At 38.0% G+C, this 23,736-nt stretch carries 28 protein-coding genes and 1 pseudogene; all 29 read right to left on the reverse strand.

Annotation, left to right across the window (positions count from 1 at the left end; translation table 11 throughout):
- Nucleotides 1-144: 144 nt before the first annotated feature.
- The 29 genes and pseudogenes from HMPREF0847_RS03055 to HMPREF0847_RS03195 all read right to left on the reverse strand — a co-directional run bounded on the left by HMPREF0847_RS03055 (nucleotide 145) and on the right by HMPREF0847_RS03195 (nucleotide 23,730).
- Nucleotides 145-1,551, reverse strand: a complete 1,407-nt coding sequence (locus HMPREF0847_RS03055) for a sensor histidine kinase (protein WP_008808729.1) — start codon at nucleotides 1,549-1,551, stop codon at nucleotides 145-147.
- Entirely contained in the window at nucleotides 1,541-2,215 is a 675-nt protein-coding gene (locus HMPREF0847_RS03060) for a response regulator transcription factor (RefSeq protein ID WP_008808730.1), read from the reverse strand. Before HMPREF0847_RS03060 ends, HMPREF0847_RS03055 begins: the two co-directional genes overlap by 11 nt.
- A 130-nt stretch (nucleotides 2,216-2,345) precedes the next feature.
- Entirely contained in the window at nucleotides 2,346-2,801 is a 456-nt protein-coding gene (locus HMPREF0847_RS03065; RefSeq protein WP_008808731.1) for a hypothetical protein, read from the reverse strand.
- A gap of 183 nt (nucleotides 2,802-2,984) precedes the next feature.
- Complete coding sequence (locus tag HMPREF0847_RS03070) at nucleotides 2,985-3,788, reverse strand: SDR family NAD(P)-dependent oxidoreductase (protein WP_008808732.1); 804 nt, start codon at nucleotides 3,786-3,788, stop codon at nucleotides 2,985-2,987.
- Between the two features lie 14 nt (nucleotides 3,789-3,802).
- Nucleotides 3,803-4,129, reverse strand: a complete 327-nt coding sequence (locus HMPREF0847_RS03075; protein WP_008808733.1) for a DMT family transporter — start codon at nucleotides 4,127-4,129, stop codon at nucleotides 3,803-3,805.
- A gap of 50 nt (nucleotides 4,130-4,179) precedes the next feature.
- Complete coding sequence (locus tag HMPREF0847_RS03080) at nucleotides 4,180-4,464, reverse strand: helix-turn-helix domain-containing protein (protein ID WP_020992641.1); 285 nt, start codon at nucleotides 4,462-4,464, stop codon at nucleotides 4,180-4,182.
- Between the two features lie 182 nt (nucleotides 4,465-4,646).
- The gene (locus tag HMPREF0847_RS03085) at nucleotides 4,647-7,190 is read right to left on the reverse strand and encodes a M1 family metallopeptidase (protein ID WP_008808735.1); all 2,544 of its coding nucleotides are present in this window, start codon (nucleotides 7,188-7,190) and stop codon (nucleotides 4,647-4,649) included.
- Between the two features lie 130 nt (nucleotides 7,191-7,320).
- A complete protein-coding gene (locus tag HMPREF0847_RS03090) occupies nucleotides 7,321-7,647 on the reverse strand; it encodes a hypothetical protein (RefSeq protein ID WP_008808736.1) in 327 nt (108 codons plus the stop codon).
- An 8-nt stretch (nucleotides 7,648-7,655) separates the two neighbouring features.
- Nucleotides 7,656-7,952, reverse strand: a pseudogene (locus HMPREF0847_RS03095) (hypothetical protein).
- A 10-nt stretch (nucleotides 7,953-7,962) separates the two neighbouring features.
- The gene (locus HMPREF0847_RS03100) at nucleotides 7,963-9,357 is read right to left on the reverse strand and encodes a hypothetical protein (protein WP_008808738.1); all 1,395 of its coding nucleotides are present in this window, start codon (nucleotides 9,355-9,357) and stop codon (nucleotides 7,963-7,965) included.
- A gap of 1 nt (nucleotide 9,358) precedes the next feature.
- On the reverse strand, nucleotides 9,359-9,952 hold the full coding sequence (locus HMPREF0847_RS03105; RefSeq protein ID WP_020992642.1) for a hypothetical protein: 594 nt from the start codon (nucleotides 9,950-9,952) through the stop codon (nucleotides 9,359-9,361).
- A gap of 56 nt (nucleotides 9,953-10,008) precedes the next feature.
- The gene (locus HMPREF0847_RS03110) at nucleotides 10,009-10,368 is read right to left on the reverse strand and encodes a hypothetical protein (RefSeq protein WP_008808740.1); all 360 of its coding nucleotides are present in this window, start codon (nucleotides 10,366-10,368) and stop codon (nucleotides 10,009-10,011) included.
- The gene (locus tag HMPREF0847_RS03115) at nucleotides 10,359-10,988 is read right to left on the reverse strand and encodes a hypothetical protein (RefSeq protein ID WP_020992643.1); all 630 of its coding nucleotides are present in this window, start codon (nucleotides 10,986-10,988) and stop codon (nucleotides 10,359-10,361) included. Before HMPREF0847_RS03115 ends, HMPREF0847_RS03110 begins: the two co-directional genes overlap by 10 nt.
- 177 nt (nucleotides 10,989-11,165) lie before the next feature.
- A complete protein-coding gene (locus HMPREF0847_RS03120; protein ID WP_008808742.1) occupies nucleotides 11,166-11,774 on the reverse strand; it encodes a hypothetical protein in 609 nt (202 codons plus the stop codon).
- On the reverse strand, nucleotides 11,771-12,367 hold the full coding sequence (locus HMPREF0847_RS03125) for a hypothetical protein (protein ID WP_008808743.1): 597 nt from the start codon (nucleotides 12,365-12,367) through the stop codon (nucleotides 11,771-11,773). The genes HMPREF0847_RS03120 and HMPREF0847_RS03125 overlap by 4 nt, the downstream gene beginning before the upstream one ends.
- A gap of 54 nt (nucleotides 12,368-12,421) precedes the next feature.
- Nucleotides 12,422-13,042: a hypothetical protein gene (locus HMPREF0847_RS03130; protein ID WP_008808744.1), complete on the reverse strand. Its 621-nt coding sequence runs from the start codon at nucleotides 13,040-13,042 to the stop codon at nucleotides 12,422-12,424.
- A gap of 154 nt (nucleotides 13,043-13,196) precedes the next feature.
- On the reverse strand, nucleotides 13,197-13,850 hold the full coding sequence (gene phoU / locus HMPREF0847_RS03135) for a phosphate signaling complex protein PhoU (RefSeq protein ID WP_008808745.1): 654 nt from the start codon (nucleotides 13,848-13,850) through the stop codon (nucleotides 13,197-13,199).
- A gap of 21 nt (nucleotides 13,851-13,871) precedes the next feature.
- The gene (gene pstB, locus HMPREF0847_RS03140) at nucleotides 13,872-14,630 is read right to left on the reverse strand and encodes a phosphate ABC transporter ATP-binding protein PstB (protein ID WP_008808746.1); all 759 of its coding nucleotides are present in this window, start codon (nucleotides 14,628-14,630) and stop codon (nucleotides 13,872-13,874) included.
- Between the two features lie 50 nt (nucleotides 14,631-14,680).
- Nucleotides 14,681-15,484 (reverse strand): phosphate ABC transporter ATP-binding protein PstB, encoded by an 804-nt coding sequence (gene pstB, locus HMPREF0847_RS03145; RefSeq protein ID WP_008808747.1) that lies wholly within the window; start codon nucleotides 15,482-15,484, stop codon nucleotides 14,681-14,683.
- 10 nt (nucleotides 15,485-15,494) lie between these two features.
- Complete coding sequence (gene pstA, locus HMPREF0847_RS03150; protein ID WP_008808748.1) at nucleotides 15,495-16,379, reverse strand: phosphate ABC transporter permease PstA; 885 nt, start codon at nucleotides 16,377-16,379, stop codon at nucleotides 15,495-15,497.
- Nucleotides 16,369-17,286 carry a phosphate ABC transporter permease subunit PstC gene (gene pstC / locus HMPREF0847_RS03155; protein ID WP_008808749.1) on the reverse strand — a complete coding sequence of 306 codons (918 nt, stop codon included), beginning with the start codon at nucleotides 17,284-17,286 and terminating at the stop codon, nucleotides 16,369-16,371. Before pstC ends, pstA begins: the two co-directional genes overlap by 11 nt.
- A complete protein-coding gene (locus tag HMPREF0847_RS03160; protein WP_008808750.1) occupies nucleotides 17,283-18,164 on the reverse strand; it encodes a phosphate ABC transporter substrate-binding protein PstS family protein in 882 nt (293 codons plus the stop codon). Before HMPREF0847_RS03160 ends, pstC begins: the two co-directional genes overlap by 4 nt.
- A 96-nt stretch (nucleotides 18,165-18,260) precedes the next feature.
- Nucleotides 18,261-19,565 (reverse strand): RsmF rRNA methyltransferase first C-terminal domain-containing protein, encoded by a 1,305-nt coding sequence (locus HMPREF0847_RS03165; RefSeq protein WP_008808751.1) that lies wholly within the window; start codon nucleotides 19,563-19,565, stop codon nucleotides 18,261-18,263.
- A complete protein-coding gene (locus HMPREF0847_RS03170; protein ID WP_008808752.1) occupies nucleotides 19,566-20,339 on the reverse strand; it encodes an inositol monophosphatase family protein in 774 nt (257 codons plus the stop codon).
- Nucleotides 20,329-20,607 carry a UPF0223 family protein gene (locus tag HMPREF0847_RS03175; RefSeq protein ID WP_008808753.1) on the reverse strand — a complete coding sequence of 93 codons (279 nt, stop codon included), beginning with the start codon at nucleotides 20,605-20,607 and terminating at the stop codon, nucleotides 20,329-20,331. The genes HMPREF0847_RS03170 and HMPREF0847_RS03175 overlap by 11 nt, the downstream gene beginning before the upstream one ends.
- A gap of 3 nt (nucleotides 20,608-20,610) precedes the next feature.
- Nucleotides 20,611-21,012, reverse strand: a complete 402-nt coding sequence (locus tag HMPREF0847_RS03180; protein WP_008808754.1) for a Spx/MgsR family RNA polymerase-binding regulatory protein — start codon at nucleotides 21,010-21,012, stop codon at nucleotides 20,611-20,613.
- A gap of 89 nt (nucleotides 21,013-21,101) precedes the next feature.
- Entirely contained in the window at nucleotides 21,102-22,019 is a 918-nt protein-coding gene (locus HMPREF0847_RS03185; protein WP_008808755.1) for a bifunctional riboflavin kinase/FAD synthetase, read from the reverse strand.
- Between the two features lie 22 nt (nucleotides 22,020-22,041).
- Complete coding sequence (gene truB / locus HMPREF0847_RS03190; RefSeq protein WP_008808756.1) at nucleotides 22,042-22,920, reverse strand: tRNA pseudouridine(55) synthase TruB; 879 nt, start codon at nucleotides 22,918-22,920, stop codon at nucleotides 22,042-22,044.
- A gap of 3 nt (nucleotides 22,921-22,923) precedes the next feature.
- Nucleotides 22,924-23,730, reverse strand: a complete 807-nt coding sequence (locus HMPREF0847_RS03195; RefSeq protein ID WP_008808757.1) for an alpha/beta fold hydrolase — start codon at nucleotides 23,728-23,730, stop codon at nucleotides 22,924-22,926.
- Between the last annotated feature and the right edge of the window lie 6 nt (nucleotides 23,731-23,736).

A 23,736-nucleotide genomic window follows, 5' to 3' on the forward strand; every position in this document is an offset into this window, starting at 1 on the left:
TCAGCTCTTTGAGCTGATTTTTAAATATAACAACAAAGCTTGGCTTAATAAAACCAAGCTTTTTAGAATCACTATATATCTGTTAATCCTATTTTAACAAAGACAATGATGTCTATCCAATAGCTACTCTTTAGAATAAAACCTTCAATCTTTTTTTCCATCACTCAATCGACCAACTCGTTTCTTACTTTCTGATTTGATGGAAATTTTGACCTCAAAAATGGTACCTTTCGGTCTATTATCTTTAACAGTAATTGTTCCCTTTAGAGCATCGGCAATTTGTTTTGCAAGGGATAGACCTAGACCAAAACCACCCTTTTGCCTTGTTCTGGCTTTATCAACCCTATAAAAACGATCAAAAATTTTCTTTTTGTCTTCATTATTGATTCCAGGTCCGTTATCAGACACTCGTAAGTAAAGAGAACGGTCTTTTGACCATACTATAAACTTAATAACCCCATCTTCTTCCGTATATTTTACAGCATTATCAAAGAGAATGGTCATCAGCTGTTTTAGAAGTGTTCTGTCTGTCTTGATATTGTGGTTAATATGGTTTTCGAAGACAAATACTTTCTCGTTTTCATCAGCAATAATTTCGTAGTTGGCAAATGTTGTAGTGAAAAATTCTGGTTCAACATCAGCAATTTCAGCTTTAATGCCATCATCTCTTCTTGCAAGATTCAATAGATTAGTTGTGAGCATCCGCATATTCCGAACTTCTTCCAGACTGGAGGCAATATTTTCACTAGATTCCATAATCGTAGCTTCCGGTTTTCGGAAAAGAGTTTCCAAACGGTTCTGCAAAACAGCTAAAGGAGTACGCAACTCATGGCTGGCGTTTTCAACAAAAGATTTTTGTTTCTGCATACTGTCTATTAGAGGCTTCACACTGACCCGAGCCAAATAAATACTGGCAATAATTGAAATTAACCAGAAACTAATCATAACAATGACAATGATTTGTTCATGATTCTGACTGGTTTGCTCCAATTGATTGACATTGATCAAAACTGCCGCATATTTTACTTTGTTCAAAAGATTCCCAGATAAGAATTCGCTTGGATTAATTTCAAAAACCAACATACGATAGAGTTCTTCTTGACCATAGTTGTTTTTCAAAGTAGTCTGAATAATTTTACCTACATCCTTTTTCTTGATTGAAATCTTTTTTAAACTAAGAAAATGATCTGCAGTAGTCAATGGTTTCAAGTCTTCATCAAACAAGACTGCTTCAGTGTTCGAATTCACCTTCAGATTATCCATTGGTCCAGGGTCTGGTGCGTCTTGTGGTCCAGATACATCATCAGATGACTGACCCTCATCAATCGTTGGTTGCATATTGGCTGCACGAGCCAAAGCAAGGTGGAGGACAGATCTGGGATTCTGACTTAAACTTTTTAAATTATCGTCAACTGTTGTATAAAGCCCTGAGCGCATAATCTGAATGATTAAAAGAGTCATGGCCGAGAAAATAAGTGTGAATACACCAAAATAGCGAATGAAATATGAAAAATCATCCGCATAAAAAGTTCGTCTAAGTTTATTCAGCATTCTTCAAAATGTAACCGACACTGCGAAGGGTTTGCATATTGTTCGCAAAAGTCGTTCCTTTCAATTTTTTCCGAATTTTTGAGACATAGACTTCAACGACAGAAATGGTAGTATCACTGTCAAAGCCCCAGAGTCGATCAAAAATCTGAGTTTTAGGTAGAATTACGTTTTGGTTCTGCAAGAAATAAACTAATAAATCAAATTCTTTTCCTAGTAATTCTACTTCTTTTCCGTTCACCAATGTGGTATTGGTAGAGAGGTTTACTGTTACATCACCATATGATAAGGTATTTTCATTAAATTTTCCTGAACGCTTGAGTAAGGCTTGGATCCGCATCTTTAATTCTTCTAAATAAAACGGCTTGGTTAGATAGTCATCTGCACCCAATTCAAAACCATGCCCTTTATCATCTAAACTTTCTTTAGCAGTCATGATGAGAACAGGAGTTGAGACTCCTTTTTCACGCAAGTCTTTTAAAACTTGAAAGCCATCTTTTTCAGGGAGCATCAGATCAAGTAAAATCAAATCATAAACACCGCTTTCGGCTTCATAGAGTCCTTCTTCACCATCAAAAACCTGCATGACATCCGCAAAGTCATCTAAGAAATCAAATACAGAGTTCGACAACCCTAAGTCATCTTCTACTAGTAAAATCTTAATCATCTTGTTCTCCTCCTGCTATAAGATACTGATCTGCTTCATCTAAGATTATGTAAAATAAAGAATTTTTGTCCCATTTTTTTGGATCTTAGTATAATTCTTTAATTATTATATCATGACTTTAACAAATGGATTAAGATTTTGTAGCGTTTTCTTCATTATTTTGATTAGAATTGCTTTCCTTATCCTTTGTACTTCCATCTGCATTGGCTGGCTTCTTCTTAGAATTGCTACCGCCTTCTTGATTATTATTTCCTTGCGGTGGCTGTCCTCCTGGCCCTCCAGGTCCACCGTTACCACCAGGACCACCTTGTCCATCTTGACCATTCATTTGAGGTGGCATACCATTTCCATTATTTTGACCCTGTCCTTGAGGCGGTTGTCCACCGGGACCTTGCATATTATTGCCGTCTTGATTATTTTGCTGCGTTTTCGATGCTTGAACGGTTGACTGCTGATTTGTTGCTTTTTGCGTCAAAGAACCGAATGTATAGCCACCAAGCAAGCCGACTACTAAAGAACCTGTCGCTACTACCGATAGCCACCACTTGGTGCTTTTTTCTACAACAATCATTTTCTCTTTATTCATTCTAAGTTTTTTCTTCTTTCTGTTTTAAGTTTCTGTGATAAAGTAAAGAAGTTTTACTTCATGAATTCACCACATCCTTTCTTTAGGTTACATACATTTTAATTATTTTTTCTTAAAGTGACCTAAATTTTTTCTTAAAGAATACTAAATGATGAGAAAATTCTTAGAAAAATAATAGAAAATTTATCCAAAATATTTTTTTAAAATACGACCGTATCGTCTCAGTAAAAGATAATCCGCTATTGCTGGGGATAGCAGGTTCAATGTTGTAAAAATCTTTGTACCTTGTCCCATCAAAATCACTCTTTTACGAGATTTTATACCTTTAAGTAAAGCTTGGATTACTTGATTTGTACTTGATATAGAGATCCCCATCTCTCTCCAAACTGGATGATAAGGCTTTTCTGATGGTGTATCTGCTGCATTGGAGCAAAAATAAGTTAGATGCATCTTTTTCTTCTCCTGTTTTAATTCTCGATTCATTGATTCGATAAAAGAAAAAAGTCCGGCGCGGCTCGCCACATCTACACTATAATAGGGAAAGGCCAGCCTACCATCTGCAAAACCTCCTGAATGCACAATGGTTGCTCCTTTTTGATTTTTTAACAAAGGTAAAAAATGTTTGCTGACAAGAATAGCCCCTATTAGGTTAATCGTCATAGTCTGATTGATCTCCTCCTCAGAGTGAGATAATAAAGATTTTCGAACATCAAATCCCGTTGCATTAATAACAATATCTATATTATCCGACCACTTTTGAACTTCAGACACTGCAACTTTAATAGAAGTTTCATTTGTTATATCTACCGAGCAAATCGGAATGTTGGAAGCAATATCCTCAGAAAAAGCAGCTAATTTATTCATATTGCGACCTAAAAGAAATAAATGAGCACCCGCTTGAAAAAAAGCTTGTGTGTAGGCTTGTCCCAAATTACCACTAGCACCAATAATAACGACCTTTTTATTTTTAAAATAATTGTCACACATAACATACCCCCTCATTAGTGAACCTTTTGGGATAAGTTTAATATTACGAGTCCCACAATAACCAAAGCAATTCCCAAGAGGCTTGCGAACGTTACTTTTTCATGAAAAAGCAAAATAGATAGTACTGTTGTTCCAACCAAACCAACACCCGACCAAATAGCATACACTAGATTTAGTTGCATGCCTTTCAAAGACAAGGATAAAAAGAAAAAACACAAGCCATACAAAACTAAAGCAAGAATCCCAAAAAGCATTTTCGAAAAACCTTGCGACAGTTTTAACAGACTTGTGGCTGCTATTTCAGATACAATAGCAAGAGTTAAATAAACATAAGACATCATTGTCCTCCTAGAATCAATAGAATTGAAAAGCTAGTAGGTAAACAATTGATTTAGCGATGAGTGGAAGCGAAGCAAGTCCAAAGTGTGCAAGCATTATCTAAAATCATAGACTTGATCTTTGAATTCTTGTAAACAGGAATCTTTGTTCGTCCACATAACTCATCTAAAGAGATCTGATAAAAATCAGCTAAGCGAATCAAACTATGACTATCTATAATTGTTTTATCATTTTCCCAATTTGAGATAGTTTGACGAGTTGTTCCCAGATATTCTGAAATTTGATTCTGACTATAGCCCTTTTGTTCTCTAAGTAATTTTAATTGTTTTCCTAACATCTGCATTTCCTCTTTATATTATTCTTTTCTTCACGAATTGGCTAGACGAAATTCTTTAACATCCTATACAATTCTAGGTAAAATTTCTTTGACATTGCTATTATAACATGATTTTTAGGATGGACACTTTATACTGACTTCCAAAAAAACAGCAGATTGCAAGATCCGCTGTTTTTTATCTATTACTTACTTGCTTTCAAAGCCTTTTCTACTGCTTCTTTTTCTCGTGTAATTAAGTCAACACGAGCTGCAATTTCTTTGATACCCATGCTGATATTACGACTGATAGCCATATCTGACAACTGAGGCTCGAAGAAAGCTTTGTATTCAGCGAGTGTTTCTGCTGTCTTGAAGGCATTAGCCGGATAGATGACGAACTTATCAAAGCTCATATCACCTCCCAAGGCTGCCTTGATCCAGTCCCAATTATCACGAGCCCAAGCCCAAACAGTAGCTTGAGTAAAATCGTGATTGAGTAAAGGCAGATACCAGCTCATAGCTAAATCTTGGGGCTTGACAATGTCTTTATTCTTTAATGCTTCTAAAATTTGATCAAGCGTTTCTTTATCATTAGTGTAGGCCAAAGCTGAAGCCAATTGTCTCTTGAAACTTCCATCAACCGTCGATACATAATTCTTCAGATATTGCTCCGTCAGCTCCTTGTTCTCATGATGTTTGATTTGGTTAATCAGGATATGCAAGCGGATAGCTGCAGGAAGTTTTTCCAGATCATCTTGATGAGCTTTAAAGATGCGGTCAGCTTCTTGAATCGCTTTTTCATCATTGGCAGCAATCAAGTTTCCAATAACGATTTGACGGACTAATTCGTCCTCATCGCTTTCTCCGTCTTTGGCTTCAAAACCTAGGCGATCGAAGTTATAGAGACTAAGTTTTCTAATCAAATTATGATAGTGTTGTTCACTCTCGCTACCTTCGTCTACAAATAGTTTAAGTTCATTGAGTACCGCTTTGATTCCTGATACTACCAAATAGGATGTTTCTTCCGTCAATGTTTCAATAACCGGGATCAAATCAGCAAATGAAATGTGTCCTGCTTCTGCTAAGAGACGGCGTTCCTGCACCACTTGGAGCTTGCTGGTGCTGTCTAACTCAGTAATCGTACCTAGAATCTGGTCTAACAAGACACCTTGATAATCTGTGATATAGTGGGCTGTGTTTTCTGTATTGAAGCGCAAAGCTCCTTGGTTCTGAGCTGCCAAAGCAGAATAGTTTGGAATTTCAAGTGTTTCAGTTTCCAGTGTATCAGGCAAACCATTCCAATTGCTATTTAACGGCAGAACCCAAGTCCGCTTCTTGTCTTCATGTTCACCAATAAAGAATTGCTTCTGAGTCAACTTCAAGGTGTCATTTTCTACACGAACAGATAAAACAGGATAGCCAGGTTGCTCCAACCAAGAGTCCATAAAGGCTGCTACATCGCGACCAGAAGCATCTCCAAGAGCGTTCCAGAGATCACGTCCGATTGTATTTCCATACTGGTGTTTAGCAAAGTAGGCGTTCAAACCTTTGGCAAAGGCCTCATCACCCAACCAGCGGCGAAGCATATGCATGAGACGGCTTCCTTTGGCGTATACGATTGCTGGGTCAAATAAGGTGTTAATTTCGTCTGGATGATTCACCTCTACATGGACAGACTGAACCCCGTCTGTTGCATCTCGTTTTAAAGCAAGTGGAACTCCGGTTGTTTGGAAATTCTCAAAGATATTCCAAGTCGGCTCAATAGCATTGACGCAGACATATTCCATCATATTAGCAAAGCTTTCATTAAGCCAAAGGTCATCCCACCACTTCATAGTGACAAGGTTTCCGAACCATTGGTGGGCCAACTCATGAGCAACAACAAGAGCTACATCTTGGCGACTGGAGACCGTAGAGTTTTCATCAACCAAGAGGTAAATCTCGCGATAAGTAACCAGACCCCAGTTTTCCATAGCACCAGATGAGAAGTCAGGCAAAGCTACATGAAGAGACTGTGGGATAGGATATTTAACGCCATAATAATCCTCATAAAACTCAATGGAACGAACAGCAATGTCCAAAGCAAACTCTAAATTACTAGCTGGATGTGCCTTTGTTGCATAGACACCGACTAAAGTTCCATTTTTAGTCTTAGAAGTTACTCCTTGCATATCACCTGCAGCGAAAGCTAGTAGATAAGATGACATACGTGGAGTTCTTTCAAACTTCCAAATACCAGTTGCTTTACGATTTTCAATGTCAATTTCTGGCATATTAGATAGAGCTAGCTCGCCTTCTGACTGGTCAAACTTCAAAGCCAAGTCAAAGGTTGCCTTAGCTTCTGGCTCATCCACGCTCGGAAAAGCTTCACGAGCAAAGTGACTCTCAAATTGAGTAGAAATGATTTCTTTTTTTACACCATCCACTGTGTAGTAAGATGGGTAAATACCAGTCATATTATCCGTGATCTTACCAGAATAAGTCACTGTTACTTCAACTTGACCTGTGGCATCTAACTCGATGTAAAGAGCTTCGTTCGCATTGTCAACTGTAAAAGGACGTGTTTGACCAGCTACTTCGACGGTTTCAATTACTAGGTCCTTTTGGTGCAGGGAAATCTTACTTGACTTAGCTTCCCCAATAATGGTCACCTTGCCTGAAAAGGTCTTATCTGTACGATTGAGATCTAGAAATAGATCGTAGTGTTCAGGAACAAAAGCGTCAATAAAGTGTGCAACTGCTTGCATGTTTTTCTCCTCATCTAAGATACAGGAAATCCTGTTCATTAAATACTTTTTGAAACCATTTTACCACATTTTAAAGCAAAGAAAAAGACAAGGATGACCTGTCTTTGTAATTCACAAAAAAATCAAAACATTAGGTTTTTCTTTTTTCTTTTTCGAGTTCTGCCATGCTTTGGTTGTAGATGCGGTTTTCTTCCTGGTAGGTCTCTTGCAGACGATCCTCAAATCGTCGAATTTGTCTTTCAAATTCATCCCTATTATCCTCTAGCTGATGCAATTCATAAGTCGGGATAGAGTCGGGATTGTTACGACAGAAAGACAGAATAGATTCACTCATTCTTTCAGAGACATTTCTAGCCTCTCTTCTCATATCTTGGTAATCCCATTCATACTCACTAACTTTCTTTCGAAAAGCTATGTGCTCGTCATCAAGACGATCAATTTTTTTCTGAATATCCATAGAGCCTCCTATAAGATAGGGCTGGTCAAACTAGGCTTAGGAACAGCACCTAGTACCTCCTTGATTGAATCTGCTGCTCCACCTGTGAAGGCCCCGGATAAGTCAGCTGGTACTTGAGTGGATGCAAAAGTTTTCATGGCCTCAGCTTAACTATCTAACCAAGTTTGCAAAGCTTGACTTTCTTCAAGAAGGACAGCTCTTTTAGCTGAAATCAAGCCACGAATGGCAATACGTTCCTGAATCTTTAAATATTCTTTTTTTATACGTTCTGCTTCAGCTCGATCTTCTGTATTTGGTTCAATCATGCGTTTCCTCCTATTTATTTGTAAAAATCTGGGCACCTTTTTGATCAATCGCAACGATATTATCAGCAGCCTTGTTTAAATTACCAGCAATTTCTGTCATTTTAGTCGTATATGCACTTGCTGAGGCAAGGGTAGACGCTTCTGTTCCGTCATTCCAAGCAGTTGACATGCTCAACTCAGATAACAACCCCTCTACCTCATCAGCTGAAAGATTATGGGCTAGAGTATAGGCTGCATTAGTCAGTTCTGAGATGTGTGCTTCAACTTTTGATTTTGCACTTGCTAACTTATCTTTAACCTCTTGCTCATAGACCTCCGCCTGAAGCTGAGCGGTTTTCGCACTTGTGCGAACGAGTTCCTCTCTTAAACTAATTGTTTTGTCGCCAGAGCTGGTTCTTAATGAAGCATGCAATTCATCAATGTATCCTCTATTTATGGCAATTAAATCCTGCTTAGAAGGCTCAGGCGCAAAGTCACCATACACTTTTTTGTAAAGCATCAAGTAAAAATTAAGGTTTAAACTAGTTAGAAATTCTTTGCTTTTACCACTTTTGATAGCTTTTAATTTTGCTTTAATAACCTTTCTGACTTGCTTTTCGGTCATGCCAGTGGCGAATCGATTTCTTTTATAATACCATTCAACATCTAGTTTATTACCCTTCATTTTAGGAGTTCTTGGTGAATGTCCGTCTTCTCCTTCAACCACTTCAAATCTCATTGTTTTTCCATAGGGAACATCACCATTATTTCCATCTAAGAAAACGACATCGCCTCGACTATCTCTATAGATAGTGGCGTTTTTGTTGAGATAGGCTACTTGTTCTTTTGAAATACCACCTGTGTCAACAGCTTTCTTAGCAGCAAAATCCATAAAATTTGTCACTTTGATTGGACGGTTTTGTTTGAGACCGTACTTTGAAGCTGTATAAGCTACACCGGGTCCTGCTTGACTGTGCCCAGACATATTAGAAATGATACCATTATGAGATTTTATCTTTTCTTCAGTAATTTGATAAAACATATCAATATCATCTGATTGAGGAGTCAGCATTCCTGGAAATATGCCAAATCCTCCACTAGCAAAGAATGCTCTTTCAGATGAATCAACAATATTCCGATTCTTTTTCCAAAAATATGGTTGATTCCCAAAATCTTTAAAATTTTCACCTGGAACTTGAGTACCTGCGACTACAATAGCTGTTTCTTGATAATTAGGATTCTCCCCTTTTTCATTATCGACAGGTACAACTGCCATTGCTTGAGTTGTACTATCTTGTCGATAAACAATTTGGTAAAATTCTGGAGAAGCTTTCGTTCCAACATTTATAATTTCTCCTTCATTCTTTTTTACGTTTCCCTTAAGACCTAACTGTAATCTTCGGATTTCCTGATCAGATAATGTCATATCATTCTTCTCCTTTGCTTAGCTTAACATTATAAATGATTTCAGCTTCTGGGCTTCCTTTTTCATCCTTAACAACATCTTTTAACTGACCATCTTCTACTAACATTTGAATATTTATATCTATACTTTTTGCATCTGTTAATTTAGCTTCTTCAGGGAGTTCTTTAGCATTTGAGACATCAATACTATTATCATCTGAATCTAGCAACTCAATTACTTCATTACCACTCCAGTCAAAATCAAGGACAAGATCTGCTTCAATCCCAAAACTATTTGGGACATATTTTTTTATTTGCGTACCCAAAGTAGCTTTATTCCCATATTTATCATAAATTGTCGGACGTACATAAGCATTCAACATAGAAGAATCATCATCTCCAGTCACATAAATTGGAGAAAATTCAATTTTTTCAATACCTGAATATTTCTCTTTGATATAAGTTCCAATTTGCTCTTCAAGAAGTTGAAATCCATGCTGATAAAGCTTGGTTGTTTTGGGACTAAAGTTTGGTTTTGTTAGTTTATTGTACATATAGATTCCTCCAAAAATTAAAACTATAAGAACTGCACTGATTGCAAAAATTTTTTTCTTCATCAGTCTCCTCCTTTTATATTTCGTGAAAACTGTGTAACAGCAACTATATACCTGTATTATAACATAAATACCATTTTATTAACTTTCCATTTTGATTTCAGTATTGCTTTTGTCTGTTCTGTTAATTGAACTCTTGCTGTTGCTGCATAAAATCCAGACTCTATAACATGATTATTAATGTCTCCATTGAGAGCTTGAGTTCCGGCAACAACAATAGTAGTTTGACTGTAATCTGGATTACCTTCCATATCAAGAGGCGCAACAGCAATGGCTTGGGTTGTTTCGTTGACTTCGTTGATTAACCTATACTTATGATTAGTTCTGGGGATTGTATAGTCTTTTCCAGCATCGCTTTCTTTTATTATATCAAGGACATTTACTTGTAGCTCTTGCATTTTTTCATCTGTCAACGCCATTCAAAGTGGTCTCCTTTCCTAATTTCTGTATTATAGGCAACTTCTGCTTTTAGACTGCCTTTTTCACTTTTTACCACATCTCTTAGGTGACCAGCATTGACAAGCGCTACAATATTTTCATCCATTGAGGGGTTGATTGTCAATTTAGCTTTTGGAGGCAAGCTTTTGTAATTCGTTATGTCAAGAAATTTACCATCTACATCAATTTCAATCACTTCCTCATCAAATCCATTAAAATCTAACCGTAGATCTCCCAAAAGACCGTAGCTTGCATATCCATGCTTACCAACCTTCCGCCCTAAATAAGCCTTATTCCCATGATTGTCATAAATTACGGGAACGATATTAGCATCGAACATAGTCTGTCCATCCCCACCTTGAACAAAAATTGGCGAAAACTCAATTTTACTAACTCCTGAATAGTGTTCTTTGATGTAAGTTGCAAGTTGTTCTTCCAACAAATGAAATCCTCGTTTGTAAAGTTTCACTCCTTTGTCGTCTAAAACATCACTAACATTATATGGTGAATCTTGGTGTTCAATCCATTTTGTCATACAATATACTCCTCCTGAAATTAAAACTATAAGAATTGCGCTAACGGCAAAAATTTTTTTCTTCATCAGTCTCCTCCATTTTATTAATAAACACAAAAAACAATAAATTGGTTACATATATCGTGTCATAATTATGCGAAGAATAATTTTACAGCATTTTCTAAATCATTAAGTTTGAATACTTTTCCCTCGGGTAATCTTACATGACTTTTCGTCAAACTTTGTAAGTTTTGAACTTCTTTATCACTCAAGGTCATCTAATCGACTTCCTTTCTTTAATTCTGTATTGTAAATAATTGCTGCGTTTGGACTTCCTACACCAGATTTTTTAACATTTTTTATTTTTTCTTCTTCAATCAAAGTTTGAAAAATTTCATCAATTGAATCTATAAATGTCCGAAGGGCTTGACGGGGAAGAGGTTTTCCAAAAGAAACACTTACAAATTCTCCTGAGTCTGTTTTTAATTCAATAGATTCTTCCGAAGAATAGTCAAAATCTAAACGCAATGACCCTATAATACCATAAGCGGGATGTTGAAAATTTTTATATGATCCTCCAAATTTTGCTTTATTTCCGTGAGAATCGTAAATAATTGGAACAATTTCCGCATTCAACATGGAAGAACCATCATCCCCTGTAACATATATTGGAGAAAATTCAATCTTCTCAATACCTTTATAGTGTTCTTTGATATAGGTTCCAATTTGTTCTTCAAGAAGTTGAAATCCATGCTGATAGAGCTTGGTTGTTTTAGGCCCAAAGTTAGGTTTTGTCATCTTGTTGTATACAAAGATGCCTCCTGATATCAAGACTAAAATAAAAGCAAGTATCGTTAAAATTTTTTTCTTCATTCTGTGTCACCTTTCCGTAACTCTACATTATATACTATTTCAGCTTCTGGGCTTCCTTTTTCATCCTTCACAACATCTTTTAACTGACCGTCTTGAACCAACAAAGAAATATTTTCATCTGTACTTCTAGCCTTCGTGAGCTTTGCTTCGTCTGGCAAATGTTTTGCTTTTGAAACATCTACTTGTCTGTCTTCCGAATCCATTAACTCAATAACTTCGTCACCACTCCCGTCAAAATCAACGATTAAGTCAGTAACAATACCAAAACTATTTGGAGCATAATTTTTTATTTGTGTACCTAGAGTTGCTTTATTCCCATATTTATCATAAATAATCGGACGTACATAAGCATTCAGCATAGAAGATCCGTCATCTCCCGTAACATAAATTGGAGAAAATTCAATCTTCTCAATACTTTTATAGTGTTCTTTGATATAGGTTCCAATTTGTTCTTCAAGAAGTTGAAATCCATGCTGATAGAGCTTGGTTGTTTTAGGCCCAAAGTTAGGTTTTGTCATCTTGTTGTATACAAAGATGCCTCCTGATACCAAGACTAAAATAAAAGCAAGTATCGTTAAAATTTTTTTCTTCATAGCTATTTTCCTCTGGTTAGTATCATTAAGAATGGCAGCATCATTTTTTAAAGTCTAATGATATTTCCAATATTCTCCTCTTTTGATTTCTAAATTATAGATTAACTCAGCTTTAGGACTTCCTTCTTTGTTTTTTCTTACATTTTTTAATTTTTTAGTATCAATCAGAGCTGCAATATTTTTATCAATCGGTTTAATAGCTGTTTTTATCTTAGCTTCATATGGTAAGGTTTTAGCGTTACTTACATCTATTTCAACCCCTAATCCTTTTGCAGAATTTCCTAATTCAATAATTTCATTATCATTATTGTCAAAATCTAGCCTAAGATCACTACTTAATCCATAAGCCGGATATCCGGTTTTCCCAAACTGTCCTCCTAAAACAGCTCTATTTCCTTCTTCATCATAAATTACTGGCAGAACGTCCGCTGTGAATGGAGGGTTGTCCTTACCACCTTGGATGAAAATAGGCGAGAATTCTATTTTAGAGATTCCTGAGTAGTTTTCTTTGATATATGTTCCAATCTGTTCTTCCAACAAACGAAAACCATGTTTGATGATTTTTTCTTCCTTCTGATCTAAACCTGTTGAACTGTGAAATTGAGTCATATAAACAAAGCCAGCTGAAAGCGAAATAAGCAAGATACTGATAATGGCTAAAATTTTTTTCTTCATTCTTGTCTCCTAAATTATTTGCTATGAAAATATTGCCTTTCGTGTATATTCTACTAGTGTATCATAGTCAAGCTTAAGATCCAATGAAAAACAGACCTCTTACATAGCTTCATATATAAAAAAAGATGCGACATGAATCGCATCTTTTATAACATTACATTTCAACAATTTTACCTGTTTCAAAGTAGACAACCCATTCGCAAATGTTCTTTGCGTAGTCGCCAATACGTTCCAAATAATTGATTACTTGGAAATAATCACGACCAGTTACGATGGATTCAGGATTCTTGCGAATTTCTTCTGTAGCTAACTCCTGAATATTTTCGAAATAATGATTAATCTTTTCATCTAAAGCAGCCACTTCATAAGCTTGATCTACACTTCCATTAAGGTAAAGATCCAAGGCTGATTCAACAAAGTTTTTCACATCACGACCCATCTTCTTGATTTCTTCCTCGACAGACTGAATGCGAATTTCACCTTTCATGCGAATGGTTGCCTGCGCAATAGATACAGCATGATCACCCATTCTTTCCAAGTCTGAGCTTGCTTTTAGTACAGTAATAACTGTCCGTAAGTCCTGTGAAACTGGTTGCTGCAAAGCGATGATCTCTAAGGATTTCTTTTCCAATTTCACTTCGTACTCATTGACTTCAGCGTCTTCCTCGATAACTTCCTTAGCCATATCTCGATCATGTGTTACAAAAGCACGGACCGTCCGATTGATTTGCGAAAGTACTTCATTTCCCATCGCATAAAATTGATTATGCAATTTCTCTAAATCATCTTCAAATTGTACACGAAGCATACCTGTCTTTATCCTTTCTTCTTATCCAAATTTACCAGTAATATAATCTTCTGTCTCTTTATGAGCAGGTTCTAGGAACATTTGCTTGGTCGAATTAAACTCTATCAAATCTCCACCTAGGAAAAAGGCTGTTTTATCTGAAATCCGTGAAGCCTGTTGCATAGATCTTGTAACCAAGAGCATGGTATACTGATCTTTCAAACCGTAGAGGGTTTCTTCAATTTTCCCTGCTGAAATAGGGTCTAAGGCCGAAGTTGGCTCATCCAGAAGAATAATTTTAGGGCTTGTAGCAAGTACACGAGCTACGCAGACACGCTGCTGCTGCCCACCAGAGAGACCGATAGCCGAATCATGGAGACGGTCCTTCACTTCATCCCAGATAGAAGCGCCTTTTAAAGAATTCTCAACAGCTTCATCCAAGATATGCTTATCTTTAACTCCATTTATTCTCAATCCATAGACCACATTCTCATAGATAGTCATTGGGAAAGGGTTGGGTTGTTGAAAGACCATTCCAATTTCTTTTCGTAGCTCAACAGTATCAGTTCTGGGACCATAAATGTTGTGCTCATTATAGAGAACCGTTCCTGTAGTCGTCACCTCCGGATTAAGATCACCCATACGATTAATAGCTTTTAAGAGGGTTGATTTCCCAGAACCGGATGGTCCAATCAAAGCTGTAATTTCATTTGGCAAAAAATCTAGAGTAACACTATTCAGAGCCTTCTTTTTATTGTAATAAACCGACAAGTCCTTGACTTGTAAAATAGGTTCTGTCATTTTTTCTATCCTTAACTTTTATACATTGTTATTATCAACATGGAATTCACTTATCCGAAATGACCAGACACATAATCATTTGTTGATTGCAATTTAGCATTCTGGAAGATATTTGTCGTCTTGTCGTATTCAATCAGATCTCCCAAATAGAAAAATCCTGTATAGTCACTTGCGCGTGCTGCCTGTTGCATATTGTGGGTCACAATGATGATGGTATAGTTATTTTTGAGTTCAAACATAGTTTCTTCCAGCTGCATGGTCGCGATAGGATCCAAGGCTGAAGCAGGCTCATCCATCAGTAAGATATCAGGCTTGACAGAGATAGCTCGAGCAATACACAAGCGCTGTTGTTGACCACCTGAGAGTGTCAGAGCCGACTTGTGTAAATCGTCCTTGACCTGATCCCAAAGGGCAGCCTGCTTGAGTGAAGTTTCTACAATTTCGTCTAAGACTTTCTTGTCCTTAACCCCTGCCCGCTCGTGAGCAAAGGTGATGTTACGATAAATGGACTTAGCAAAAGGATTGGGTCTTTGAAAGACCATGCCAATGTGTTTCCGCATTTCATAAACATTAATTTCAGGACGGTTGACATCAATCCCCTCATAGAGAATTTCTCCTGTTACGCTTGCGATATCGATGGTATCATTCATTCGATTAAGGCTTCGTAGATAGGTTGATTTCCCGGAACCTGATGGACCGATTAAAGCGGTAATCTTATTTTTTTCAAACTGCATATCAATGCCCTTGATGGATTCTTTTTTACCATAGTAAACGTGTAAATCCTTGGTCTCTAAGGCCACTTTTTCTTGAGGAAAAGTAATGATATGTTTTTCATTCCAATTATATTCTGTCATTTCTTCTCCTTTATGCAGAGGTTAGTTTCTTATGTAAATAGCTACCGAGCTTGCGAGCACCAAAGTTGAAAATCAATATGAAAATCAAAAGAACGGCTGCTGACCCAGCAGATACAGCTGTTGCATCCGGAATGGTCCCCTCACTATTGACTTTCCAAATATGAACCGCAAGAGTCTCTGCCTGACGGAAAATAGAGATTGGACTAGTGATACTAAAGATGTTCCAGTTGGACCAATCCAAAGCTGGAGCGGATTGACCAGCGGTATAGATCAAGGCTGCAGCTTCACCAAAGATACGTCCTGAAGCCAGGACAATCCCTGTCACAATCCCTGGGAGAGCTTCTGGAATAACTACGTGAATCACTGTCTCCCAGCGAGAAATCCCTAAAGCTAGTCCTGCTTCCCTCTGTGTATGGTGAACATGGCGCAAGCTATCTTCAACATTACGCGTCATCTGTGGTAAGTTGAACACGGTCAAAGCCAGGGCACCAGAAATGATTGAAAATCCATATTCAAACTGTACAACGAAGATTAAATAACCAAAAAGTCCGACAACGACTGATGGCAAAGAAGACAGAATCTCAATACAGGTTCTGATGAAATTGGTCACAGGACCTTTTTTAGCATACTCAGAAAGATAGACACCGGCCCCCATAGAAAGAGGAACAGAGATAATCAGAGTAATCACCAGCAGAAAGAAAGAATTATATAATTGAATCCCGATACCGCCACCAGCTTGGTAAGAAGATGATTTGCCAGTCAAGAAAGACCATGAGATATGTGGCAATCCTCTTACCAAGATATAAAGAATCAAGGAGGCAAGAATGGTCACAATGATGCCTGCTATGGTATAGAGAATACTTGTTGCTAATTTATCTAATTTCTTAGCGTGCATAGTTTTTCTTACCCCTTTCTTTCGTAATCAATTTAATCACACTGTTGAAAGCCAAGCTCATAATCAAGAGAACTAAAGCCAATGACCAAAGAACATTATTATCAACTGTACCCATTACGGTATTTCCGATTCCCATGGTCAAGACAGATGTCAGAGTTGCTGCTGGTGTTGTTAAAGAAGTTGGAACTACAGCAGAGTTTCCTACAACCATTTGAATAGCAAGTGCTTCACCAAATGCACGCGCCATTCCAAAGACTACAGCTGTAAAAATACCTGGACGTGCTGCTTTCAAGGTTACTCGCCAAATGGTCTGCCAGCGGGTAGCACCCATGGCCAAACTTGCTTCACGATAGTGACGAGGTACAGCACGTAAGCTATCTGTTGTCATAAAGGTAACGGTCGGCAGAATCATAACGAATAAAACGAAGATACCTGACAAGATACCAAAACCAGTTCCACCAAAAATAGAACGAACAAAGGGTACAACTACTTGCAAACCAATAAATCCATACACAACAGATGGAATACCAACTAACAGTTCAATCGCCGGTTGCAGGATACGAGCTCCTTTTGGAGATACCTCAGTCATAAACACTGCCGCTCCAATTGCAAAAGGCGTTGCAATCACAGCGGACAGGATGGTCACGATGAAAGATCCCAAAATCATTGGCAAAGCACCAAATTCTTTACCAGAAGGATTCCAGGTTGAGCCAAAGAGGAACTCAAAAACATTAACTCCGTTAACAAAGAAAGTAGAAAGACCTTTTTGAGCAACGAAGATCAAGATCATGGCAACGATAATGACAATCAAAGACAGACAAGCAAAAGTCAGATACTTACCAAACTTCTCCAAACGAGAATTCTTAGAAGATGATAGCAATTTCTTAGCTAGTTCTTCACGTTTCATTTCTTATCTCCTTCTATCTTTGTGACATTTCCGTCAGCATCTTTGCTAACCTTCATATCATTGATGGAAATATAGCCCATTCCCTTAACAACGCCTTCTTGAACTTCATCAGACAGCATATAATCCAGGAATTCTTTTGCTAGACCTTTCGGCTTACCAAGTGTATACATATGCTCATAAGACCAAAGAGGCCAAGCATTGGTAGCTACATTTTTTGTAGTCGGTTTATTTCCATTCAAACTAATCGTTTTTACTGAATGATCTAAATAAGCAAAAGCTAGATAAGAAATTGCCCCTGGTGTTTGGGAAACAATAGACTTAACCATCCCATTTGAATCTTGCTCTTGACTTTGGACGGCTGAAGTACCATCCATAATCACACTATCAAAGGTTGCACGTGAGCCTGAGCTGGCTGCTCGGTTGATAATGGAGATTTCTAAGTCCTTACCACCTACCTGTTTCCAATTAGTATATTCGCCAGAAAAGATTTTTTTCAGTTGCTCTGTCGTAAGGTTATCAACGCTAACTTCTTTGTTGACAATTACGGCTAGTCCAGCGACAGCAACCTTATGATCAACAAGAGCTGAAGCATCAATTCCCTCTTTTTCTTCAGCAAAAACGTCAGAATTTCCGATTTCAACCGCCCCAGATTGAACCTGGGACAAGCCAGTACCAGAACCACCGCCCTGTACATTGACTGTCTTTCCGAGATTGTTGGAGCTAAATTCATCAGCTGCAGCCTCAACCAGGGGCTGTAATGCAGTTGAACCTACGGCTGTCATGGATTCTCCACGATCAATCCAAGAAGCACAGGCTGATAAAGTAAAACTACTAAAAATGGTTATCAGCCCTAAAGCTATTTTCTTACTCGTTCTCAAATTATATCTCCTTTTAGTTTGGACAGAAAAGCCTGCAATTTCGCATTTGCTCCTCATTTCCAACTATATCATATATATAGATTTTTGAAAAGATTTTTACCTAAAGCGAAGCCCTTTAGGAAAATAGTTTTTTAATGTTTGATTAGCTAATTTTGCAAAACCTAATCCATTTCCATGAATAATCAATTGATACCAACCATTAGGAAGAGATTCCTTAATTTGAAGAGTTTCTCCTCCTACATAGACTTCAAAGTCTTGTTGACTTAATTCTAGTTTATTCTTAACTTCACTAGGTTGCAAGGCTAATCCTAAAGCAAAGCTTGGCTCAAAGCGCTTCTTCTTAAAGGTACCTAAATGAAGGCCGTTACGAGCTATTTTTACTTTGGATAAATCAGGAAGACCAAGTGGTAATAGATAAAGTTGATCACCAAAAGTTTGTAAATCACCTTTTAGCTCTACTTTCAAATGCTCTTTTTGGAAAATCTGCCAAAGACTTCTCTGGTCAGCAGTTAAATTTGATCGAGCAGGCTTCAACTTTGGTAATTTGTGTTCGCCAACAAATCGAAACTTAGCGACAAATTGCCCTTCTCCTTTGAAACGATGGGGATACATACGAGCTGTTTCTGGATAGTCTATCCCAGGAGTCATTCCATTAATCTTTGGAAGGTCAACCAATTCCAAAGGGAATTCGTCTAGTAGCCAAGCCACAATTTCTTCATTTTCTTCTGGAGCCCAGGTACAAGTTGAATAGACAAGCTCCCCGCAATTCGCCAACATCTTAACTGCATCTTCTAAGATTTCTCTTTGTAGAGCAGCGCATTGAGCTGGATAGTCAAGTGACCAATAGTCCATGGCATCAGGTTGCTTGCGAAACATTCCCTCACCAGAACATGGTGCGTCTAAAACAATTAAGTCAAAATAGGAAGGAAATACTTTTGCCAAGCGCTCCGCTGATTCGTTGGTGACAAGGACATTTCTCGCACCAAATCGTTCGATATTTTCTACTAAAATCTTAGAGCGTTTGCTGTTGATTTCATTGGAAACCAATAGACCTGTATTATTTAGATAGGATAGCAAATGAGTGGATTTTCCACCTGGTGCTGCAGCTAGATCTAGAACCCTCATGCCCTCATGAGGATGAGCAACTTGAGCAACCATTTGAGACGCAGGCTCTTGTGAATAAATCAGGCCTGTTACGTGTTCAGGTGATTTTCCTGATACCTTACCATAATACCCCCACTTGGTTCCAGGAATAGGATTAGAAAATGTAACTCGCCCTTCTTTCAAAGGATTGGTCCGAAAAGCGGAAATAGGCTCTTGATCAAAAGTTGAGAAAAAAGAAGCGGCTTCTTTTCCTAAAAGTCGCTGGTATTTTTCTTCAAAACCTGTCGGAAACCGCATTTAATTCTCTCCTCTGCGATAAATATATTCTTGTAGTTCAGATATTTTTTCTTTAGGAAGCATCATAATCCCTTGTCTCGTCTTATAATCGGGTTTAGCTCCATCAAGAGTCATTACTTGATAGCCTAGTTTTTCCCCTAAAATTGACGCTGCAGCATAGTCCCAAGGATAAAGATAGGTGATATAGGTTAGCAAACGCCCCTGTAGAATACGACTGAAGCTAATAGCCGCACTTCCATAGGCACGCGCTCCAAGACAGTCCTTCGTAAGGTCTGCTACTCCCCAGTCATTTCTTTCTAACATTCCAGCATTTGAAGCGATCAAAAAACGTTTCAAAGAGTGATTGCGAAATGGTTTCAAGACTTTATCATTACATTTGACATCAAACTGTCCACCGCCGTGATACATTTCATCTCTCATAACGTCATAGATAATTCCAAATTGACCGATACCGTTCTCATAGTATGCAACCATCACTGCAAAGTCATATCCCTGCGCTACGAAATTCGCCGTGCCATCAATCGGATCAATCACCCAGACTGAGCCAACTTCTATATCTTCCTTGAGTTGACCTTCTTCAGCGAAAATAGCATCATTCGGGTAATGCTTCAAGATTTCAGATACCAATAAAGCTTGAACATTTTTATCCATCTGGGTTACTAAGTCAGTTGCACAAGTCTTTTCTTCTACTTCCAAGCCTTCTTCCATATGTTCCAGTATATAGGCACCAGCTTTATAAACCAAATCTTTTGCAAAAGCAAATTTATTTTCCAAGAGAAATCATTCCTTTCTCTGTATTTTTAGCTGCTTGAACTGCACGATAAAGAGAATAGCCACTAACTGCTTCAAACTCACGACCGATTCTTTTCTCTTCAGCATTGCTAGGAACAACCTCCTTAAAAACAGCATAAGAGGCCAGTAACTGCTGAGCAGAGACTTTTGACTCATAGGCCTTTTCAACATCATTCAAAAAATAAAGCACTGAAGCAAGCTCTTCAGTGCTCCACGATAGATCTAGTGGGTAACTATAGTTCTTATTCATATCTTATTCAATTTCTGCTCGTAAAGTAGCTTCTCTAAGTTCCTGCTGACGATAACTGCGAGGTAAAAATGCTCGAATTTCATCTTCGTTAAAACCAATCTGCATCCGTTTGGCGTCCAAAATAATTGGACGACGCAACAAAGAAGGGTTTTCCTCAATCAATCTAATTAATTCTGATATAGATAAACTCTCAACATCCAAGTCTAGCTTTTGAAAAATTTTTGATCGAGTTGAGATAATATCGTCCGTTCCATTTTCTGTCAGTGATAGGATGTGTTGTAACTCCTGAGCTGATAGAGGACTGGTCATGATATTATGTTCCACGAAAGGAACTTCATGGTTTAGCAACCAAGCACGCGCCTTACGGCAAGACGTACAACTCGGTGATAAAAATAATGTAATCATGCGCTTCTCTTCTTATTTCTTAATAACTTCCTCTATTATACTAAAAATATAAGCGCTTGACTAGACCTTTTTATATCCAGATACTTCTTTTATGCTTTCCAGGCACGTGCAATTGCTTCATCTGATTTTAACTGATTGAGTAAACTTTCAATTCCATCAAACTTCACCATATCCCGAATTTTATCAAGCCAGTATATTTTAATCGTATCACCATAAATATCTTTTGAAAAATCAAAAATGTTTGCTTCAAAACGAAGTTCATCACCTTCAAAAGTGACATTCTTTCCAACGCTAGCCATACCTTTGTAACGTTCACCATTATGTTCAACTTCGACGACATAAACACCGTCTCCCGGCAAAAAGACTCGATCAAGTGGTGCTAAATTAGCTGTTGGATAACCAATGGTTCGACCACGAGCATTTCCATGAACGACGATCCCTCTAGTTGATAATGGGTAGCCTAGTAATTTTGTAGCGTCAGCAACACGACCTTCTTTAATGGCTTGACGTATCCTAGTAGAAGATATTTTCTCATCATCTTCATTTACCGATGAAACGATAACAATTTGCCCGTCAAAAAACTGACTAAGCTCCTTAGCTTCTTTTTTGTCTGATCCAAAATGATAGTCAAAACCAGCTACAACTGCTCTAGCTTTCAGTCTCTTAACGAACTTTTCAAAAAAATCTTTTGCTTTATTTCCTGCAAAACAGCTGGTAAAGTCAATCAAATAAAGGTAGTCAACTCCTTGTGCTTCAAGCAGTTGCTCTCTTTCTTCAGGACTATTGAGATGAAGTAATAAATCAGGCTGGTAACGTACAAAAGCTAGCTTGGGAGATTCAGGAAAAGTAAGCACAGCAATCTTCAGTTTTTTTTCTGCTGCAATCTGACGAGCCTCGGCAAAAAGGGCTTGGTGACCCCTATGTAAACCATCAAAATAACCTAAAACTAAGACAGTATCCTGAGTTTGTTGGATATCTTTTTCATTTGAAATATGGATTGTTTTCATTCTTATATTCTATCATAAATTATCAGAGAAAGACCTTGCGAGGCTTATACTGATTCACTCGTTTTTCTAAAATAGCTATCAATTTCTCATTATGGAAAGCAGCTAGCTCAGCTTCATCTGACACCAAGCTGATAAAACGGCCATTTCTGACATCTTCAACCTGCTCGTCTGATAGCTCGACTTTCAGTAAATCCCCGATACCCAGTTCTAGCGGCTGGAGAAAAGAATAATCTTCTTCTGCTACTCGCTCTGCTATTTGTTCCAAGGTCAAAGCATCCTCAAGTCGCATACCTGCAGCACTAGTTCGTGTTAAATGAGACATATGAGCAGCATAGCCAAGCTTCTCTCCCAAATCAACAGAAAGGGTACGGATATAAGTACCCTTACTGCATTTTACACGAAAGGTAAAACGTGCAAGTTGGCTCTCATAAGAAATCGGACTTGTCCGTTCAAATTGATAAATAGTTACCTGGCGTTCTGGACGTTTCACTTCCTGACCAGCACGCGCATACTCATAGAGCTTGCGACCATTGACCTTTACGGCCGAATACATAGGCGGAATCTGTGTGATAGGCCCAGTCAGACTAGCAATCGCTTCATCGACAAGCTTTTCATCCAAGGACGACAAAACCGGGGTCTCTGCGACCACTTCCCCACCGGCATCCTCTGTCGTCGTTGAATAGCCCAGAGTAATCTCGCCCTCATAGACCTTGCCCTCATCCTGCATAAACTCAACCATGCGTGTCGCCTTGCCAACTGCAATGGGTAAAACACCCACCACATCCGGATCCAAGGTCCCACCATGACCAATCTTTTTAGTTCCCAAAATCTTACGCAGTTTAAAAACCGCATCATGCGAGGTCATTCCCGCTTCTTTTTTTAAGTTGATAATACCGTTCATTGATTAACTTTCTAAAAATACTAAAACTCTCTTTTGGAAATTCTTATGCTGTTCATAGAGTGCATGGCCACACTCTGGCAAAATAGTGAGCTGGCTACCTTTAACATGCTGATGCAATTCAACCGAAGCTTCTATGCCTAGAACATCATCTTTTTCCGCTCCAATGATTAGCGTAGGACAGTTGATTTTTTCCAAAACAGTTAGGCTATCATGTTTCAAACAAGATGCAGCCTGAATAGCAATACGTTGTTTATCTTTAATGCGACCAAAGATTCCCATTATTTGATAAAGGTATTTAAACTTTCCAAAGGATTTAGTTGTGTAAGAGTGGCTAGCAATATCAAACATTAGTTCTTTATAAGTCCCAGTTTGACTCAGGTTCAGCCAGCGTCTAATACGCTCCGTGCCAAGATCACTAAGTTTTGCTGTTGTTACAGCTAAAATCAATTTTTCAACTTTTTCTGGAAAATCTACAGCTAGCCATTGAGCAATCATGCCGCCTTGGGAAATCCCCATCACAACAGAACTTTTTAGTCCTAAGACATCCATGGCATCCGCTACATCAGCAGCCATATTTTGTATTGTATAATTTTCTGGAAGTTTGTTGATGCGACTAAAAACATAAACTTTATAAACCTTGGCAAATTCTCGGTAAGTTAAAGCTAGCATTTGAGCCATGCCCTTAACTGTCTGTAATCCATCCCCCAACCCTGGTATGATAACGAGAGACTTCTTTCCTTTACCAAAGGTCACATAATCCATGTTTTTCTGATCCAGTTGAAGGACCTTATTTTTCGAAGAGTAAAACATTATTTT

It is taken from the genome of Streptococcus sp. 2_1_36FAA (assembly GCF_000161955.2).
Classification (GTDB): domain Bacteria; phylum Bacillota; class Bacilli; order Lactobacillales; family Streptococcaceae; genus Streptococcus; species Streptococcus gordonii.

Coding starts and splice junctions, on each gene's coding strand:
- HMPREF0847_RS03055 (WP_008808729.1), bottom strand. CDS start 1,551: ATGCTGAATAAACTTAGACGAACTTTTTATGCGGATGATTTTTCATAT.
- HMPREF0847_RS03060 (WP_008808730.1), bottom strand. CDS start 2,215: ATGATTAAGATTTTACTAGTAGAAGATGACTTAGGGTTGTCGAACTCT.
- HMPREF0847_RS03065 (WP_008808731.1), bottom strand. CDS start 2,801: ATGAATAAAGAGAAAATGATTGTTGTAGAAAAAAGCACCAAGTGGTGG.
- HMPREF0847_RS03070 (WP_008808732.1), bottom strand. CDS start 3,788: ATGTGTGACAATTATTTTAAAAATAAAAAGGTCGTTATTATTGGTGCT.
- HMPREF0847_RS03075 (WP_008808733.1), bottom strand. CDS start 4,129: ATGATGTCTTATGTTTATTTAACTCTTGCTATTGTATCTGAAATAGCA.
- HMPREF0847_RS03080 (WP_020992641.1), bottom strand. CDS start 4,464: ATGTTAGGAAAACAATTAAAATTACTTAGAGAACAAAAGGGCTATAGT.
- HMPREF0847_RS03085 (WP_008808735.1), bottom strand. CDS start 7,190: ATGCAAGCAGTTGCACACTTTATTGACGCTTTTGTTCCTGAACACTAC.
- HMPREF0847_RS03090 (WP_008808736.1), bottom strand. CDS start 7,647: ATGGATATTCAGAAAAAAATTGATCGTCTTGATGACGAGCACATAGCT.
- HMPREF0847_RS03100 (WP_008808738.1), bottom strand. CDS start 9,357: ATGACATTATCTGATCAGGAAATCCGAAGATTACAGTTAGGTCTTAAG.
- HMPREF0847_RS03105 (WP_020992642.1), bottom strand. CDS start 9,952: ATGAAGAAAAAAATTTTTGCAATCAGTGCAGTTCTTATAGTTTTAATT.
- HMPREF0847_RS03110 (WP_008808740.1), bottom strand. CDS start 10,368: ATGGCGTTGACAGATGAAAAAATGCAAGAGCTACAAGTAAATGTCCTT.
- HMPREF0847_RS03115 (WP_020992643.1), bottom strand. CDS start 10,988: ATGAAGAAAAAAATTTTTGCCGTTAGCGCAATTCTTATAGTTTTAATT.
- HMPREF0847_RS03120 (WP_008808742.1), bottom strand. CDS start 11,774: ATGAAGAAAAAAATTTTAACGATACTTGCTTTTATTTTAGTCTTGATA.
- HMPREF0847_RS03125 (WP_008808743.1), bottom strand. CDS start 12,367: ATGAAGAAAAAAATTTTAACGATACTTGCTTTTATTTTAGTCTTGGTA.
- HMPREF0847_RS03130 (WP_008808744.1), bottom strand. CDS start 13,042: ATGAAGAAAAAAATTTTAGCCATTATCAGTATCTTGCTTATTTCGCTT.
- phoU (WP_008808745.1), bottom strand. CDS start 13,850: ATGCTTCGTGTACAATTTGAAGATGATTTAGAGAAATTGCATAATCAA.
- pstB (WP_008808746.1), bottom strand. CDS start 14,630: ATGACAGAACCTATTTTACAAGTCAAGGACTTGTCGGTTTATTACAAT.
- pstB (WP_008808747.1), bottom strand. CDS start 15,484: ATGACAGAATATAATTGGAATGAAAAACATATCATTACTTTTCCTCAA.
- pstA (WP_008808748.1), bottom strand. CDS start 16,379: ATGCACGCTAAGAAATTAGATAAATTAGCAACAAGTATTCTCTATACC.
- pstC (WP_008808749.1), bottom strand. CDS start 17,286: ATGAAACGTGAAGAACTAGCTAAGAAATTGCTATCATCTTCTAAGAAT.
- HMPREF0847_RS03165 (WP_008808751.1), bottom strand. CDS start 19,565: ATGCGGTTTCCGACAGGTTTTGAAGAAAAATACCAGCGACTTTTAGGA.
- HMPREF0847_RS03175 (WP_008808753.1), bottom strand. CDS start 20,607: ATGAATAAGAACTATAGTTACCCACTAGATCTATCGTGGAGCACTGAA.
- HMPREF0847_RS03180 (WP_008808754.1), bottom strand. CDS start 21,012: ATGATTACATTATTTTTATCACCGAGTTGTACGTCTTGCCGTAAGGCG.
- HMPREF0847_RS03185 (WP_008808755.1), bottom strand. CDS start 22,019: ATGAAAACAATCCATATTTCAAATGAAAAAGATATCCAACAAACTCAG.
- truB (WP_008808756.1), bottom strand. CDS start 22,920: ATGAACGGTATTATCAACTTAAAAAAAGAAGCGGGAATGACCTCGCAT.
- HMPREF0847_RS03195 (WP_008808757.1), bottom strand. CDS start 23,730: ATGTTTTACTCTTCGAAAAATAAGGTCCTTCAACTGGATCAGAAAAAC.